This window comes from Methylobacterium sp. WL69 (assembly GCF_008039485.1).
In the GTDB taxonomy this organism is placed as follows: domain Bacteria; phylum Pseudomonadota; class Alphaproteobacteria; order Rhizobiales; family Beijerinckiaceae; genus Methylobacterium.
The window spans coordinates 1-15676 of record NZ_VRUZ01000020.1; the positions used below are offsets into that span (position 1 = coordinate 1).

At 70.6% G+C, this 15676-nt stretch carries 13 protein-coding genes and 1 pseudogene; 6 read left to right on the forward strand and 8 right to left on the reverse strand.

The window, feature by feature from the left end; translation table 11 throughout:
- The 4 genes and pseudogenes from FV218_RS22700 to FV218_RS08335 form a co-directional block, all read left to right on the forward strand.
- A pseudogene (locus tag FV218_RS22700) lies at nucleotides 1-1076 on the forward strand (DNA polymerase Y family protein); the annotation flags it as partial.
- 25 nt (nucleotides 1077-1101) lie between these two features.
- Nucleotides 1102-4419: an error-prone DNA polymerase gene (locus FV218_RS08325; protein WP_147709379.1), complete on the forward strand. Its 3318-nt coding sequence runs from the start codon at nucleotides 1102-1104 to the stop codon at nucleotides 4417-4419.
- A gap of 45 nt (nucleotides 4420-4464) precedes the next feature.
- The gene (locus FV218_RS08330) at nucleotides 4465-4902 is read left to right on the forward strand and encodes a hypothetical protein (protein WP_147709380.1); all 438 of its coding nucleotides are present in this window, start codon (nucleotides 4465-4467) and stop codon (nucleotides 4900-4902) included.
- A gap of 68 nt (nucleotides 4903-4970) precedes the next feature.
- On the forward strand, nucleotides 4971-5597 hold the full coding sequence (locus FV218_RS08335; RefSeq protein WP_147709381.1) for a Uma2 family endonuclease: 627 nt from the start codon (nucleotides 4971-4973) through the stop codon (nucleotides 5595-5597).
- On the opposite strand, the gene fae is transcribed toward FV218_RS08335, so the two are convergent.
- Nucleotides 5598-6137, reverse strand: a complete 540-nt coding sequence (gene fae / locus FV218_RS08340; protein ID WP_056088899.1) for a formaldehyde-activating enzyme — start codon at nucleotides 6135-6137, stop codon at nucleotides 5598-5600.
- 189 nt (nucleotides 6138-6326) lie between these two features.
- Between fae and FV218_RS08345 the strand changes: the two genes are divergently transcribed.
- Nucleotides 6327-6542 (forward strand): hypothetical protein, encoded by a 216-nt coding sequence (locus FV218_RS08345; RefSeq protein WP_147709382.1) that lies wholly within the window; start codon nucleotides 6327-6329, stop codon nucleotides 6540-6542.
- A gap of 18 nt (nucleotides 6543-6560) precedes the next feature.
- On the opposite strand, the gene FV218_RS08350 is transcribed toward FV218_RS08345, so the two are convergent.
- Together FV218_RS08350 and FV218_RS08355 are read right to left on the reverse strand one after the other, a co-directional pair.
- A complete protein-coding gene (locus tag FV218_RS08350; protein ID WP_056088909.1) occupies nucleotides 6561-7010 on the reverse strand; it encodes a hypothetical protein in 450 nt (149 codons plus the stop codon).
- Between the two features lie 133 nt (nucleotides 7011-7143).
- Nucleotides 7144-7599, reverse strand: a complete 456-nt coding sequence (locus FV218_RS08355; RefSeq protein WP_056088912.1) for a MarR family winged helix-turn-helix transcriptional regulator — start codon at nucleotides 7597-7599, stop codon at nucleotides 7144-7146.
- Nucleotides 7600-7683: 84 nt separating this feature from the next.
- On the opposite strand from FV218_RS08355, the gene FV218_RS08360 reads away from it, so the two are divergent.
- Nucleotides 7684-8466: a VOC family protein gene (locus FV218_RS08360; RefSeq protein ID WP_147709383.1), complete on the forward strand. Its 783-nt coding sequence runs from the start codon at nucleotides 7684-7686 to the stop codon at nucleotides 8464-8466.
- Between the two features lie 56 nt (nucleotides 8467-8522).
- Here the strand turns inward: FV218_RS08360 and metH are convergent, their stop codons facing one another.
- The 5 genes from metH to FV218_RS08385 all read right to left on the reverse strand — a co-directional run bounded on the left by metH (nucleotide 8523) and on the right by FV218_RS08385 (nucleotide 15672).
- On the reverse strand, nucleotides 8523-12275 hold the full coding sequence (metH, locus tag FV218_RS08365; RefSeq protein WP_147709384.1) for a methionine synthase: 3753 nt from the start codon (nucleotides 12273-12275) through the stop codon (nucleotides 8523-8525).
- Nucleotides 12276-12438: 163 nt separating this feature from the next.
- A complete protein-coding gene (locus FV218_RS08370) occupies nucleotides 12439-12690 on the reverse strand; it encodes a hypothetical protein (protein ID WP_147709385.1) in 252 nt (83 codons plus the stop codon).
- Nucleotides 12691-12719: 29 nt separating this feature from the next.
- Complete coding sequence (gene metF / locus FV218_RS08375; RefSeq protein ID WP_056088921.1) at nucleotides 12720-13643, reverse strand: methylenetetrahydrofolate reductase [NAD(P)H]; 924 nt, start codon at nucleotides 13641-13643, stop codon at nucleotides 12720-12722.
- Between the two features lie 56 nt (nucleotides 13644-13699).
- The gene (locus FV218_RS08380) at nucleotides 13700-14707 is read right to left on the reverse strand and encodes a metalloregulator ArsR/SmtB family transcription factor (RefSeq protein WP_056088924.1); all 1008 of its coding nucleotides are present in this window, start codon (nucleotides 14705-14707) and stop codon (nucleotides 13700-13702) included.
- A gap of 59 nt (nucleotides 14708-14766) precedes the next feature.
- Entirely contained in the window at nucleotides 14767-15672 is a 906-nt protein-coding gene (locus tag FV218_RS08385; protein WP_147709386.1) for an ROK family protein, read from the reverse strand.
- Nucleotides 15673-15676: the final 4 nt, after the last annotated feature.

Sequence of the window (15676 nt, forward strand, 5' to 3'; positions counted from 1 at the left end):
GCCATCTCCGGTTCGATGCGCAGGGCGAGGCCGCCGCCCTGCGCGACCGGCCCGTCCTCGCCCTGCGCATCGAACCGGAGATGGCCGTCACCCTCGGACGCCTCGGCCTGCGCCGGATCGGCGAGCTGATGGACGCCCCCCGCGCGCCCCTGGCCCGACGCTTCGGCGAGGGGCTGATCCGGCGCCTCGACCAGGCCCTCGGGCACCGGCCCGAACCCCTGGTGCCCCTGGACGAACCGGCGGCGCTCGGTGCCGCGCGCGGGTTCCTCGACCCCATCGGCCATCAGGCCGTCATCGTCGCAACGGCGGCGCGCCTCATGGAGACCCTGGCCCCGCGCCTGGAGGCGGCCGGCCTCGGCGCGCGGGCGCTCCGCCTCACCCTGCACCGGGTCGACGGCGTGATCCGCACCCTCGCCCTCGCGTTGAGCGAGCCGACCCGCTGCCCGGTCCAGGTGGGGCGCCTCCTCGACCTGCGCCTCGACCGCCTCGGCCCCGCCCTGGACGCCGGCTTCGGCTTCGAGACCGTGCGCCTCGATGTCGTCGGCACCGGCCCGATCACCGCCCGGCAGGTGGATTTTTCGGGGGGCGGCCGCGCGGCGACGAGCGCGTCCGGCCTCGCCGATGCCCTGCGCCAGCGCCTGGGGCGCGGCATCCTGCGCCTCGCCCCGCACGCGAGCCACGTGCCCGAGCGGGCCGAGGCCGTCGAACCGTGGCGGGTGACCCGCGTCGACCCGCACCATCCGGTCCGGGCCGGCACGGGGCTGCCCCGCCCCCTCGTCCTCCTCACCCGCAGCGAGGCGGCCGAGGACATGCTCGCCCCCGACGGCCCGCCCCAGCGCTTCCGCTGGCGCCGGCGCCTGCACCGGGTCGCCCATGCGGACGGCCCCGAGCGCATCGCCGGGGAGTGGTGGTCGGGAGCCACCCCCACCCGCGACTATTACGTGGTCGAGGACGAGGGCGGCCGGCGCCTGTGGGTCTACCGGCAGGCGCCTGCGCCGGCGCAAACTCCTGCCCCGTCGCAACCCCTTGCCCCATCGCAAACGGCGGGCTGGTTCATCCACGGGATGTTCGCGTGAGGGCAGCGTCCCTGTGGGCGGGGGCATGACGCCGCCCTACGCCGAGCTCGCGGTCACCACGAACTTCTCCTTCCTGCGCGGGGCCTCCCACCCGGAGGAGATGGTGGCGACGGCGGCCGCGTTCGGGTTCGCCGCCATCGGCATCGCCGACCGCAACACGCTTTCGGGCGTGGTGCGCGCCTATGCGGAGGGGTTGCGTCGGGCGAAAGCCGGGGAGCCCCCCATCCGCACCCTCGTGGGCGTGCGCCTCGTGACGGAAGACGGGTTCGAGGCGGTCGCCTATCCCATGGACCGGGCGGCCTACGGCCGGCTCTGCCGCCTCCTCACCCTCGGCAACCGCCGCTCGGAGAAGGGCGCCTGCCGGTTCTCCTTTCCCGAGATGCTGGCGGCGAGCGAGGGCCAGATGCTGATCGCCATGCCTCCCGGAAACATGCCGCCGGAGGACCTGGATCAGGCCTTCGCCGACCACCTCGCGGCCCTCGCCGAGGCCGCGCCGGGGCGGACGTTCCTCGCCGGCAGCCACCACCATCGCGGCGACGAACGCCGGCGCCTCGGCAGCCTCGCCGAATGGGGAAAGCGCCTCGGCACGCCCCTGGTGGCGGTGTCGGACGCCCTCTACCACGTCCCCGACCGGCGCCCCCTGCAGGACATCCTCGCCTGCATCCGCGCCGGCTGCACCCTGCGGGAGGCGGGCTACCGGCTGGAGGCCAACGCCGAACGCCATCTCAAGCCGCCCAGCATGATGGCGCGGCTGTTCGCCGACCACCCGGACGCGCTGGCCCGGACGGTGGAGATCGCGCAGGCCTGCGGCTTCTCCCTCGATCAGCTGCGCTACGAATACCCCGACGAGCCGGTGCCACCGGGCCGGACCGCGCAGGGCTATCTCGCCGACAAGGTCCACGAGCGCGCCCGGTGGCGCTACCCGGACGGCATCCCCGAGGCCATCGCGAACACCATCGCGGAGGAACTCCGCCTCATCGCGAAGATGGATTACGCGCGCTACTTCCTCACCCTGTTCGACATCGTCGAGTTCGCCCGCGACAAGGGCATCCTGTGCCAGGGCCGGGGGTCGGCCGCCAATTCCGTGGTGTGCTACTGCCTCGGCATCACGGCGGTGGACCCCACCGAGATCCGCCTGCTGTTCGCGCGGTTCATCTCGGAGAACCGGGCCGAGCCGCCCGACATCGACGTCGATTTCGAGCACGAGCGCCGCGAGGAGGTGATCCAGCACCTCTACGACCGCTACGGCCGCGACCGCGCCGCCATCTGCGCCACGGTGATCCACTACCGGCCGCGCAGCGCCATCCGCGAGGTCGGCAAGGTTTTGGGCCTCACCCCCGACATCACCGGCGTGATGGCCGACACCGTCTGGGGCTCCTGGGGCGCCGACCTGCCCGACGCCCATGTCGAGCAGGCCGGCCTCGACCCCAAAAACCCGGCGATCCGGCAGGCCCTCGATCTCGCCCACGCCCTCATCGGTTTCCCCCGTCACCTGTCGCAGCATGTCGGCGGGTTCGTGCTCACCCGCGGGCGCCTCGACGAGACCGTGCCGGTGGGCAACGCCGCCATGGCGGACCGGACCTTCATCGAGTGGGACAAGGACGACATCGACGTCCTCGGCCTGATGAAGGTCGATGTGCTGGCGCTCGGCATGCTGAGCTGCCTCAAGCGCGGCGTCGACTTCCTGGCCCGCGACTACGGCCACGACTACCCGACCCTAGCCGACCTGCCGCGCGAGGACCCGGCCGTCTACGCCATGCTGTCGAGGGCCGACTCTGTCGGCGTGTTCCAGGTCGAGAGCCGGGCACAGATGTCGATGCTGCCGCGCCTGAAGCCGCAGGAATTCTACGACCTCGTGGTGCAGGTTGCCATCGTCCGCCCCGGCCCGATCCAGGGCGACATGGTGCATCCGTACCTGCGCCGCCGCCAGGGGCTGGAGCCTGTCGTCTACCCGTCCCCGGCTCCCGAGCATGGAGATGCCGACGAGTTGGAAAGCGTCCTGAAGCGGACCTACGGCGTGCCCCTGTTCCAGGAACACGCCATGCAGATCGCCATCACGGCGGCGGGGTTCCTGCCGTCCGAGGCCGACGGCCTGCGCCGGGCCATGGCGACCTTCCGGCACAACGGCGAGATCGTGAACTTCCGGACGAAATTCGTCGAGGGCATGGTGGCGCGCGGCTACCCGCGCGACTTCACCGAGCGCTGCTTCAAGCAGATCGAGGGGTTCTCCACCTACGGCTTTCCCGAGAGCCACGCGGCGAGCTTCGCCCTGCTGGTCTACGCCTCGGCCTGGATGAAGTGCCGCCACCCCGACGTCTTCCTGGCGGCGATCCTCAACGCCCAGCCCATGGGGTTCTACCAGCCGGCCCAGCTCGTCCGCGACGCCCGCGCCCACGGCGTCGAGGTGCGCGGCGTCGACGTGAACGCCAGCGCCTGGGACTGCACCCTGGAGCCGGCCTCCGAGCCCCCGCCCCCGGGCGTTCCCCGGCGCCTCGCCGTGCGGATCGGCCTGCGCCAGGTGAGCGGCGCGCCGGAGGCGGCCATGCGCCGCCTCGTGGCCCTGCGCGGCAACGGCTACGCCAGCATCGAGGGCTTGCAGGCGGCCCTCACCCTGCCGCGCAACGCCCTGGAGCGGCTGGCCGAGGCCGACGCCTTCCGCTCCCTCGACCTCGACCGGCGCGCGGCCCTGTGGGCGGTGCGGACCCTGGAGGGCACGTCGAGCCGCAAGGCCGCGTCGCGCCAGGGCACCGACCGGCGCGCGCATCTCCTGGAGACGCCGATGCCGCTCTTCGCCTTCCACGCCGATGACGGGCTGTTCCGCACCGAACCCGCCGTGGCGCTGCCCGAAATGGCGGCGTCCGAACACGTGGCCGAGGATTACGCCGCTACGGGCCTCTCCCTGAAGGGCCATCCGGTGGCGTTCTTTCGGGCGCGCCTCGCCCGGATCGGCGCGATTCCCGCCCGCGACCACCACGACCCGGCCCGCGTCCCCAACAACGCCCGCGTCACCGTGGCGGGCCTCGTGCTCACCCGCCAGCGCCCCGGCACGGCCCGCGGCACGGTGTTCCTGACCCTCGAGGACGAGACCGGCATCGCCAACGTCATCGTCTGGGCCAAGGTGTTCGAGGCCCACCGGGCCGTCGCCATGGGAGCGCGCTTCCTCGCCGTGCGCGGGCGGGTGCAGCGCCAGGGTCTCGTGGTCCATCTCCTCGCCGAACAGTTCCGCGATCTCAGTGCCGAATTGCGGAGCCTGCGCGAGGGCGGCCTGCGCCTGCCCCCCGAGACCACGGATTTTTCCGCGCCGCCCGACCGGCGTGTCTATCGCAGCCGGGATTTTCATTGAGTTCCAGACCTCGACAGGATCGGGTGGCTGAACGAGAGTGCGGCCATGCTGCGCCCCGCCCTCGCCCTCCTGCTCCTCACCACCGTGGCATCCCGCGCCGACGAGTGCGACGGCCTCGCCGCTCAGGTGGCATCCGCCATCGGCGGCAAGGCCGGGCGGCGGCAGGGGCCGGGCGTCGAGATCCGGGTTCCGGGCGGCATCCGGATCGACCTCACCTGCCGGGCCGAGCCCATCGTCCAGGCGGCCTCCGGCGACCCGACTCCCTCGGCGGCCTATTTCCAGGACCTCGCCGTCGCCGGGCAGATCGTGGTGGGCGTCTCCGCCGATGCCGTTCAGGCGGCCCTCGCCACGGCCCATGCCACGGCATTCCGAGAGGGTAAAAAATCCTTCATCCAGCAGAACGGCTGGTCGGCGAGCTGCTACACCGACCGGACCGGATCGATCCGCACCCTGTGCTCCGTGGGGCGCATCCCGCCGGGTTAAGCCCTTGACGGGTCCCGACGGGCCATCGATTTTCGCGGAGACCTCATCGACGAGTCTCGGAGCCAGCCATGCCGGCCCTACGGACGCCCCCCCCTGCGCACGACGCCCATCTCGGCTTCGAGGCGTTCGTGGCCTCGCGCCCCGACGAGGAAAAGTGGGAACTCATCGATGGGCACGTCATCATGCAGGCGACACCCAACATCGATCACCAGATCATCGCGGGGAACCTGGAGCGCCTGCTGAACGACGGGATCGAGCGGATCGGCGCCCCTCGGATCGCGATCCAGAACGCCGCCCTCGACCTGCGGCCCGCCATCGAGGGCCATGCTTACGTGCCCGATGTCCTGGTTCTCGACGTGGCCGACATCGCACCCGGCCGCAACGTCGTGCGGACCGGGTACGCCGTCGCCGAGATCGTCTCGCGCAGCGACCGGCGTTTCCCCTCCGGGCAGACGCGCCAGAAGATCGCCATCAAAATCGACGGCTACGAGGGGCTGGCCACCTGCGAGGCGATCCTGATGATCGAGCAGGCGGCCTTCGACGTCACCGTGGCGACGCGGCGCGACGGCGCGTGGGTCCGTCGGCGGTTCACCGACCGCGACGCCCGTATCGTCCTGCCGACCCTCGGGCTCGATTGCCCGCTCGAGGCCCTCTACGCGCGCACCTCGCTGGTGCGCGCGCAGGGGCGGGTTTGATCAATACTCGATCACGTCTTCCAGGGCGTAGTGCTTCACCGTCTTGCGGTTGGCGATGAGTTCGTCGATGGACGGCTCGCCCTTCATGGCGCGGCCGATGGCGAGCTTCGTCGCCTCGTAGTTGGTGCGGTAGAGGTCCTTGCGGTCGAGGTTGCCGTCCTCGGCGCAGCGCGGGTCGAGCCAGATCATGATGATCATGCACAGGTCGTCGAGGCCGTCCTTCGGCAGCACGCCCTCGATGACGCAGTCGATGATGGCGTCGCCCGTGGCGGCCTGGACCACGCCGCCGAGGAGCTCGACGTACTCGGCCGTGTGGATGGTGGCCTTGGTGGTCATCATCGTGGCCGGGCGCACGAGCTGGTTGAGGTCGCGCACCACGAACATCCGGGTGTGGCCCTGGACCTGGCCCATCATGCCGGCGAACGCCTGACCGGCGGGTCCGCGGGTGGAGCCGATGAGCACCTCCGGCATGGCGTCGGTGTATTGCCCCTCGGCGGCGAGCACGGTGGCCTCGCCGGTGCGGAACCAGATCTCGGACATGGGTCTCTTTCTCAGGCTTGAGAGCCCGGCGACGGGCCGGGCGGGTCGGGGCGCACAAACACCACCGGGCGGCGCGCCGTCAATCGCGAGAGGACGCCGCGAGGGGCGCAGCAAGTGGCGCTGGCCTCGCCGAGCGGGATCGGTCATGCAACACGGGCGGAACGTCACCGCGAAAAGGGTCATGAGGCGATGAGCGCAGGGTCACACGACCGGGACTGGAGCCTGTCGGTCGCGGCGGCGGACGACGGCGTCCGGGTCGAGATCGGCCTGCCCGACGTCGCCGGTCAGCCGTTCACCGCGATCCTCGCCCTCGACCGGGACGAGGCCCGCACCCTCGCCCGCGCCCTGCTCGCCGCCTCGGGCGACGCCATCGAGCGGACCTTTTCGCAGCCGCCCGACGCCTGATCCTCGAAGTCTCGAGGGTTACAGCCCGACGCGGTTGCGGCCCGGCAGGCGCGGAACCTTGGTGCCGCGCGGCTCGATGGGGCCGGCGCAGGAATAGGTGAACTCGGTCTGGAGATCGGTGAACACCGTCTCGCCGGTGATCTTGCAATCCTCCCGCACGGTCTCGTCGAGGTAGGTGCGCGCCGCCTCGCGAAAGCGCTTGGCGCGGGTGAGGGACGGGTCGCCGCCGTCGAGGCGGTCGTCGATCCCGCAGCCGGTGATCTCCCGCAGGGAATTCGAGACGATGAGCATCTTGCGGATGCGGCGCTGGTCGTAGACCTCGTAGGGGTCCTTACAGCCGATGGTCACCACCTGTGGGGTCAGGCTGACATAGGTCTTCGACACGTAGGCGAAGCCGGTGCAGCCCGAGGCCAGGAGACCGAGGGCGGTGACGGCCAGGATCACGGCCGCCGTGTTGGATACGGGCATGGGGCTGGTCCGGTACACGATCGGGGCGCCCTTGCGTCTGGCCTCGCCAAAGTCTCGACGGCATTGAAGCGCAGGCGGCCCCACGGTCAAGCCTCACCGGGCCACACTCCCGCGCGTTTCCGCCGCTCCGGCCTCAGGCCAGGGCGCGCAGGCCCGCCCGAAGCCGCTCCGGCCCGGCCTCCGGCATCCGCGCCTCGACGGCCGCGTGCGCCGATACCCACAGGGGTAAGGCGTCGGCGAGGAGCGCCAGGCCGGCGGGCGTGAGGGCGAGGCGGCGACCGCGCCGGTCCTTCGGATCGGGGGACACCGCGACGAGGCCGCGCCGCTCCAGGGGCTTCAGGGCCGCCGTCAGGGTGGTGCGGTCCATGGCGAGCAGGGCCGCCACGGCGCCGAGCCCCGCGGGATCCGGCCGATTGAGGGCCATCAGCAGGGAGAACTGCCCGTGGGTGAGACTTAACGGCCGCATCACTTCGTCGAAGTGACGTGCCAGGGCGCGGGCGGCGCGCTGCACGTGGAGGCACAGGCAGGTGTCGCGCACCATCAGGGTCGCGGCGAACGGCACCAGGGGAGCGGCCTCAGACTTTGACATACGCGATTTAGGTTGATATCAACCTAAATGTCAAGGCGACTCGTGGCGCGTCAGGGCCGCGACCGATCAGGGGGAGACTCGCGCATGGCCGCACCCGACGGACAGTTCATCTGGTACGAACTCATGACCACCGACACGGTCGCCGCGGAGGCGTTCTACCGCCGCGTCGTCGGTTGGGACGCGAGCCCGGCGGGCATCGACGGTGTGGACTACACCCAGTTCCGCGCCGGCACGGTGCCGGTGGCCGGGCTGACGACCCTGTCCGAGGGGACCGACGGCCGACCGGCCTGGACCGGCTCCATCGCAGTGACGGATGTCGACGCCTCCGCCGCGGCAGTGAAGCGGGCCGGTGGCGCCGTCCACTGCCCGCCCACCGAAATCCCCGGCATCGGCCGCTTCGCCGGGGTCGCCGACCCGCACGGCGCCGTCTTCCTGCTGTTCGCAGCCGGACCACCCTCGGACGAGGCTTGCGCCCCGCCGCCGGCCGGCTCCACGGCCCCCGGCCATGTCGGCTGGCGCGAGCTGCACGCCGGCGACCGCGAGACGGCCTTCGCCTTCTACGCCGGCCTGTTCGGCTGGACGCCGAGGGAGGCCATCGATCTCGGACCGATGGGCATCTACCAGCTCTTCGCCACGGGCGACGGCCCGGCGGTGGGCGGCCTGATGACCAAGCCGCCGCAGATGCAGGGGCCACCGGCCTGGCTCTACTACTTCACGGTCTCGGCAATCGATGCAGCCGCCGCGCGCATCGCCCAGGCCGGCGGACAGGTGCTCAACGGGCCGCATCAGGTGCCGGGCGGCGCCTGGATCCTGCACGGGCTCGACCCGCAGGGCGCGCTGTTCGCCCTGACGGCGGCGGAGCGATAGGTTCCCCCGCGGGGCGGAGGCGCCAGGAGCACCGCCGCCCCGCGAGATCCAAAAAGCTACTCCGCCGCCGCCGCGAGGTAGCGGGCCGGGTCATAGTTCAGGATCGGACCGAGCCAGCGCTCCACCTGCGCCAGGTCCATGCCCTTGCGGGCGGCGTAATCCTCGACCTGATCGCGCTCGACCTTGGCGACGCCGAAGTAATGCGAGTCCGGGTGGGCGATGTAGAGGCCCGACACCGACGAGCCCGGCCACATGGCGTAGGATTCCGTGAGCTTCACCCCGATGCGCGGCTCGGCCTTCAGCAGATCGAACAGCGTCACCTTCTCGGTGTGGTCGGGCTGGGACGGATAGCCGGGCGCCGGGCGGATGCCGGCATACTCTTCGCGGACCAGATCCTCGGGGGCGGTGGTCTCGTCGGCGGCGTAGCCCCAGAACTCCTTGCGCACGCGCTCGTGCATGCGCTCGGCCAGGGCCTCGGCGATGCGGTCGGCGAGCGCCTTCACCAGGATCGAGCGGTAATCGTCGTTGGCCCGCTCGAAGCGCTCGGCGATGCGGACTTCCTCCAACCCGGCCGTGACCACGAAGCCGCCTACGTAATCGGCGACGCCGGAGCCTTCCGGCGCCACGAAGTCGGACAGGCAGGTGTTGGCGCGGCCGTCGCGCTTCGACAATTGCTGGCGCAGGCCGTGGAAGGTCGCGAGTTTCTCCGACCGGCTCTCTCCGGTGTAGAGGGCGATGTCGTCGCCGACGGAGTTCGCCGGCCAGAAACCGATGATCGCCTTCGGGTTGAACCAGCGCTCGGCGACGATCTGGGCCAGCATCTCCTGCGCGTCATCGAACAGGGCTTTCGCCGCCGGTCCCTGGTTCGGGTCCTCGAAGATCGCCGGATAGCGGCCCTTGAACTCGTAGGTCTGCAGGAACGGCGTCCAGTCGATATAGGGCACGAGATCGGCGACCTCGTAGGAGGCGAAGACGCGCGCCCCGGTGAAGGTCGGCTTATGTGGCGCGTAGCCCGACCAGTCGATCCGGAACGGGTTGGCGCGGGCCTTGGCGAGCGGCAGGCGCTGCTTGTCGAGTTCCGAGCGGGCGTGGGCGTCGGCGACCTTCCTGTACTCGGCCCGGACCTTCTCGATGGTCGAATCCCGCGTCTCCTTCGAGAGCAGGCTCGACACCACGCCCACCGCGCGGCTCGCATCGGTGACGTAGACGGTCTGGCCGCGGGCGTAGGACGGGTGGATCTTCACCGCCGTGTGGACGCGGCTCGTCGTGGCGCCACCGATGAGCAGGGGCACCGAAAAGCCCTCGCGCTCCATCTCGGCGGCGACGTGCACCATCTCGTCGAGGGACGGGGTGATGAGGCCGGACAGGCCGACGATGTCGACGTTTTCCTTGCGGGCGACATCGAGGATCTTGGCGGCCGAGACCATCACGCCGAGATCGATGATCTCGTAGTTGTTGCAGGCGAGCACGACGCCGACGATGTTCTTGCCGATGTCGTGGACGTCGCCCTTCACCGTCGCCATCAGGATCTTGCCCGCGGCCTGACGCTTGCCGTCGCCGCCATTGGCGAGCTTCTCCGCCTCCATGAACGGCTCGAGATGGGCGACCGCCTGCTTCATCACGCGGGCGGACTTCACCACCTGCGGCAGGAACATCTTGCCCGAGCCGAACAGGTCTCCGACCACGTTCATGCCGGCCATGAGCGGGCCTTCGATGACGTGGAGGGGCCGGGCGGATTGGAGCCGCGCCTCTTCCGTGTCGGCGAGGATGTACTCGGTGATGCCGTTGACCAGCGCGTGCTCGATGCGCTTCTCCACCGGCGCCTCGCGCCAGGACAGGTCGGCGGTCTTGGCCTGGACGCCGCCGCCGGACTTGAAGCGCGCCGCCGCTTCCAGCAGCCGGTCGGTGGAATCGTCGCGGCGGTTGAGGACCACGTCCTCGCACAGCTCGCGCAGCTCCGCCGGCAGCTCGTCGTAGATGGCGAGCTGGCCGGCATTCACGATGCCCATGTCCATGCCGACCTGGATCGCGTGGTACAGGAACACCGCGTGCATGGCCTCGCGCACGGGCTCGTTGCCGCGGAAGGCGAAGCTGAGGTTCGAGATGCCGCCCGAGATGTGGGCGTGGGGCAGGGTCTCGCGGATGATCCGGGTCGCCTCGATGAAGGCGACGCCGTAGCCGTTATGCTCCTCGATGCCGGTGGCGACGGCAAAGACGTTGGGGTCGAAGATGATGTCTTCCGGCGGGAAGCCGATCTCCTCGGTCAGGACCCGGTAGGCCTTGGTGCAGATCTCGACCTTGCGCTCCAGGGTGTCGGCCTGGCCCTGCTCGTCGAAGGCCATGACCACCACCGCCGCGCCGTAGGAGCGGCAGACACGCGCGTCGGCGATGAACTTGTCCACGCCCTCCTTCATGGAGATGGAGTTCACGATGGCCTTGCCCTGGACGCACTTCAGGCCGGCCTCGATGACGTGGAATTTCGAGGAATCGATCATCACCGGCACCCGGGCGATGTCGGGCTCGGCGGCGACGAGGTTGAGGAACTCCACCATGGCCTTCTCGGAATCGAGCAGGCCCTCGTCCATGTTGATGTCGATGATGCTGGCGCCCGCCGCCACCTGATCGCGGGCGACGTCCAGGGCCGCCGCGTAGTCGCCGGCGGTGACGAGCTTCCTGAACTTGGCCGAGCCGGTGACGTTGGTGCGCTCGCCGACGTTCACGAAGGGGATCTCCTTCGTCAGCGTGAACGGCTCCAGGCCCGACAGGCGCATGAGGCGCGGCACGTCGGGAATGACCCGCGGCTTGCACCCGGCGACGGCTTCAGCGATGGCGCGGATGTGGTCCGGCGTGGTGCCGCAGCAGCCGCCGACCATGTTGACGATGCCGCCGGCCGCGAATTCGCCGACCAGCTTGCCCATGGCCTCGGGGCTCTCGTCGTAAAGACCGAATTCGTTGGGCAGGCCCGCATTCGGGTAGGCGCAGACCAGGGTGTCGGCGATGCGCGACAGCTCCGAGATGTGGCCCCGCATTTCCTTGGCGCCCAGCGCACAGTTAAGGCCGATGGTGAGCGGGGCGGAGTGGCGCAGGGCGTTCCAGAACGCCTCCGGGGTCTGGCCCGACAGGGTCCGGCCGGAGAGATCCGTGATCGTGCCCGAGATCATGATCGGCAGGGTGACGCCGCGCTCGTCGAACACGGCCCAGGCCGCCGCCACCGCCGCCTTGGCGTTGAGCGTGTCGAAGATCGTCTCGATGAGGATGAGTTCGGCGCCGCCATCCATGAGGCCGCGGACCTGCTCGACATAGGCCTGCTTGACCTCGTCGAAGGTGACGGCCCGGTAGCCCGGATTGTTGACGTCGGGCGAGATCGACAGGGTCCGGTTCGTCGGGCCGATGGCGCCGGCGACGAAGCGGCGGCGGCCATCCTGCGCCTCGGCGAGCTGTGCGGCCTCGCGGGCGAGGCGCGCGCCCTGCAGGTTCAACTCGTGGATGATTGATTCCATGCCGTAATCGGCCTGGGCGATGGTGGTGCCGGAGAACGTGTTGGTCTCGCACATGTCGGCGCCGGCGAGGAAGTAGTCGAGGTGGATCTGCCGGATCGCGTCGGGTTGCGTCAGGATCAGAAGGTCGTTGTTGCCCTTCTGATCGTGGCCGTGATCGGTGAACCGGTGCCCGCGAAAATCGGCCTCGCCGTAGCCGAGGCGCTGGATCACGGTGCCCATCGCCCCGTCGAGGACGAGGATTTTTTCGGCGGCGCGCTGGCGCAGGGCCGCTTCGATCTCTTTTCCGTCGACGGGGCGCAGGTCGGTCATGGGTTTCTCATGTCTCGTCACGGAGGTCCCCTCCCCCTTGCGGGGAGGGGTCAGGGGTGGGGGTAGTTGCGAAGGTGTCGCGCCGTATCCGGCACCACCCCCACCTCCGGCTCCTCCCCGCAAGGGGGAGGAGAGGCACTGTCTGGGAAGGGCCCGCCGGGCTTCAGGACCCGGTCTCCAGCACAGCGAGGCGCTTCTCGATGACCTCGAGCCGCTCCTCAAACTGAGCGGCAGCATAGCGACCGAGGACGGATTCGCCGTTCACGGCCTCGCGCAGATTGTCGAAACGGCGCTCAAGCTTGTCAAAGCGTGCATCGTGCTGTTCCAGTTTCCGATCAACACGATCGAAGCCGGCTTTCAGGTCCGCACGTATTTCACGCAACAAAGGAAGGATTGTATCCTGCGGTTCGGCCACGGCACGCCTCCTGCTCCCACCCCTGATATCTAGGCGGCCGCCTTCGCGGCTTCCACCTTGGGTGCCGGCGCACGCAGGCCGAGCAGGTGGCAGATGGCGTAGACGAGGTCGGAGCGGTTCATCGAGTAGAAGTGGAAATCGTTGACGCCCTGATCGACCAGATCGAGCACCTGTTCGGCCGCCACCGCCGCCGCCACGAGGCGGCGGGTGTCGGGGTCGTTCTCGAGGCCCTCGAACCGGGCGGCGAGCCAGTACGGCACCGAGGCGCCGGTGCGGCGGGCGAAGTTGGCCGATTGCTTGAAGTTCTGGACGGGGAGAATGCCGGGGATGATGGGGATGTCGATGCCCGCCGCCCGCACCTTGTCGACGTAGCGCAGGTAGATGTCGTTCTCGAAGAAGAACTGCGTGATCGCCTGATCGGCCCCGGCATCGACCTTGGCCTTCAGGGCGTCGATGTCGGCGTCGAGGGAGGCGGCCTCCGGGTGCTTCTCGGGATAGGCCGAGACCGAGACCTTGAAGTCGCCGATGCGCTTGATGCCGGCGACGAGGTCCGCCGTCTGGGCGTAGCCGCCCGGATGCGGACGATAGGTCGTGCCGACCCCGTCCTGCGGGTCGCCGCGCAGGGCCACGATGTGGCGCACGCCGGCATCCCAGTAGGACTGCACGACGGCGTCGATCTCCTCGCGGGTGGCGTCGACGCAGGTGAGGTGGGCGGCGGGCTTCAGGCCGGTCTCGCGGACCATGCGGGCCACGGTGTTGTGGGTGCGCTCACGCGTCGAGCCGCCGGCCCCGTAGGTCACCGAGACGAATTTCGGCTGGAGCGGCGCGAGGCGCTCGATGGACTTCCACAGGATCTGCTCCATCTCGTCGGTCTTCGGCGGGAAGAACTCGATGGAGACCCGGATCGGGCGGTAGCCGTCGCGGCTGGCGCGGTGTTGGGAGGCGGTGGGCATCGGGGACGTCCTCAATGTCGGTCGGTTCAGACGGATCGCGAAAGCGGATGGGCCGGTCAGGCGACGGCCAGTTCCAGTCCGGCCTCGGCGGCATCCGCCCCGAGCCAGAGGGTGACGGTGAGCTGGTGATCGGCCTCCGCCGCCGGGGGGGCGAGGTCGCGGGTGGTGACGGTGGCGAGGCCCGCATCGTTGAGCCAGCCCGTCACCTGCTCGGGCGCGAAGCCGAGGCGGCGATGGGCCTGGGTCTCGCGCAGGAACTCGAGGCCGTGGGGCGCGAAATCGACCACGAGGAGGCGCCCGCCCGGCGCCACGAGGCGGGCGGCCTCGCGCAGCGCCCGCGCCGGATCGTCGAGGTAGTGCAGCACCTGATGCACCAGCACGAGGTCGAAGCTGCCCCTGCCGAAGGGCGGGGCGTGGATGTCGCCCTGGCGCAGGTCCACCCGCGACAGGCCGGCCCGCTCCAGGTTGGCCCGGGCGACGGACAGCATGGCGTGGCTGGAATCGAGGCCCGTGGCGCGGGTGGCGCGGCCGGCGAGCAGTCCGAGCATCCGGCCGGTGCCGGTGCCGAGGTCGATGAGGTTGCGGATCGGCCGGTTGCCCAGCGCGTCGAGGACGGCGGCCTCGACGGTGGCCTCCGGCACGTGGAGCGAGCGCAGGTGATCCCATTTCGGGGCGAGGCGGGCGAAGAAGGTCTGGGCGGCCTCGGCGCGCTGGGCGCGCACGGCCTCGCGCCGCGCCCGGTCCTCCGAGAGCGGCGGGCTCCCCGCATCAAGCCCGGCGATGAGGGGATCGACGAGGCCGGCCCGGCCGTCGAGGAGGCGGAAGAACGCCCAGGCCCCCTCGCGGTGACGCTCGACGAGGCCGGCTTCGACTAGGAGCTTCAGGTGGCGCGAGATGCGGGGCTGCGACTGGCCCAAAATGTCGGTCAGGTCGGAGACCGACAGCTCGCCTTCCGCCAGGAGGGCGAGGATGCGCAGGCGCGTTTCCTCGGCCGCCGCGCGCAGCACGCCGAGGGCGTGCGCGAACGGCACCGATGGTTCTGCTGAGGCACCCGCATGAGACATAAAGATATGTTTATGTGCAATCCCGGGCCCTGGCAAGGGGCTCCGCGCGGGAACCGGCGTCAGGGCCCGTCCCCGCTCCACAGCCACGCCGCGCCCCTGACCCCGGAGGCGTCGCCGTGCAGGCTCGGGCGGATGGGGGTGTCGAACCGGTCCGAGAACACGTGGGGCGCCGTCAGGTCGGCGAGACCCTCGAACAGTTCGGGCAGGCGCGAGAGGCCGCCGCCGATGACGATGGTGTCGGGATCGAGGATGTTGACCACGTGGGCAAGCGCCCGGCCAAGGCGGTCGCGGTAGCGCGCGAAGGTTCTTTGCGCGATCACGTCGCCCGTGCGCATCGCCGCCACGACGGCCTCGGCGGTGAGGGCGTTTCCGGTATGGCGAGCGTGGTCGGCGGCCAGCCCCGGCCCCGACAGCCAGGTCTCGATGCAGCCGGTGCGGCCGCAATAGCAGGCCGCCCCCGGACGCTCGTCGTCGCGCGGCGCCGGCAGCGGATTGTGGCCCCACTCGCCGGCGATGCGGCCCCGGCCCGACAGGGCGCGGCCGTGGAGCGCGATGCCGGAGCCGACGCCGGTGCCGAGGATGATCGCCCAGACGACGGCGGCACCGGCGCCCGCTCCGTCGACGGCCTCGGACACGGCGAGGCAATTGGCGTCGTTCTCGACCCGCACGGGGCGGCCGAGGGCGTGGGCGAGGTCGGCGGCGAAGGGCCGGCCGTTGAGCCAGGTCGAGTTGGCGTTCTTGACGAGACCCGTGGCCGGCGCGATGGCGCCCGGCATGCCCACGCCGACGCTGCAGGCGGGTCCGGTGCGGGCTTCGAGGTCGGCCACGAGGGCAGCGATGGCGCCGAGGGTGCCGGCGTAATCCTCACGCGGTGTGGCGATGCGGGCCTCCGCCCGCGTCGCCCCGGTATCATCGAGGACGATCCCGGCGATCTTGGTGCCGCCGAGGTCGATTCCGAGGCGCAAGGTT

Excerpts from the sequence above, each read along its gene's own strand:
- FV218_RS08325 (WP_147709379.1), top strand. The coding sequence starts at position 1,102 with ATGACGCCGCCCTACGCCGAGCTCGCGGTCACCACGAACTTCTCCTTC.
- FV218_RS08330 (WP_147709380.1), top strand. The coding sequence starts at position 4,465 with ATGCTGCGCCCCGCCCTCGCCCTCCTGCTCCTCACCACCGTGGCATCC.
- FV218_RS08335 (WP_147709381.1), top strand. The coding sequence starts at position 4,971 with ATGCCGGCCCTACGGACGCCCCCCCCTGCGCACGACGCCCATCTCGGC.
- fae (WP_056088899.1), bottom strand. The coding sequence starts at position 6,137 with ATGTCCGAGATCTGGTTCCGCACCGGCGAGGCCACCGTGCTCGCCGCC.
- FV218_RS08345 (WP_147709382.1), top strand. The coding sequence starts at position 6,327 with ATGAGCGCAGGGTCACACGACCGGGACTGGAGCCTGTCGGTCGCGGCG.
- FV218_RS08350 (WP_056088909.1), bottom strand. The coding sequence starts at position 7,010 with ATGCCCGTATCCAACACGGCGGCCGTGATCCTGGCCGTCACCGCCCTC.
- FV218_RS08355 (WP_056088912.1), bottom strand. The coding sequence starts at position 7,599 with ATGTCAAAGTCTGAGGCCGCTCCCCTGGTGCCGTTCGCCGCGACCCTG.
- FV218_RS08360 (WP_147709383.1), top strand. The coding sequence starts at position 7,684 with ATGGCCGCACCCGACGGACAGTTCATCTGGTACGAACTCATGACCACC.
- metH (WP_147709384.1), bottom strand. The coding sequence starts at position 12,275 with ATGACCGACCTGCGCCCCGTCGACGGAAAAGAGATCGAAGCGGCCCTG.
- metF (WP_056088921.1), bottom strand. The coding sequence starts at position 13,643 with ATGCCCACCGCCTCCCAACACCGCGCCAGCCGCGACGGCTACCGCCCG.
- FV218_RS08380 (WP_056088924.1), bottom strand. The coding sequence starts at position 14,707 with ATGTCTCATGCGGGTGCCTCAGCAGAACCATCGGTGCCGTTCGCGCAC.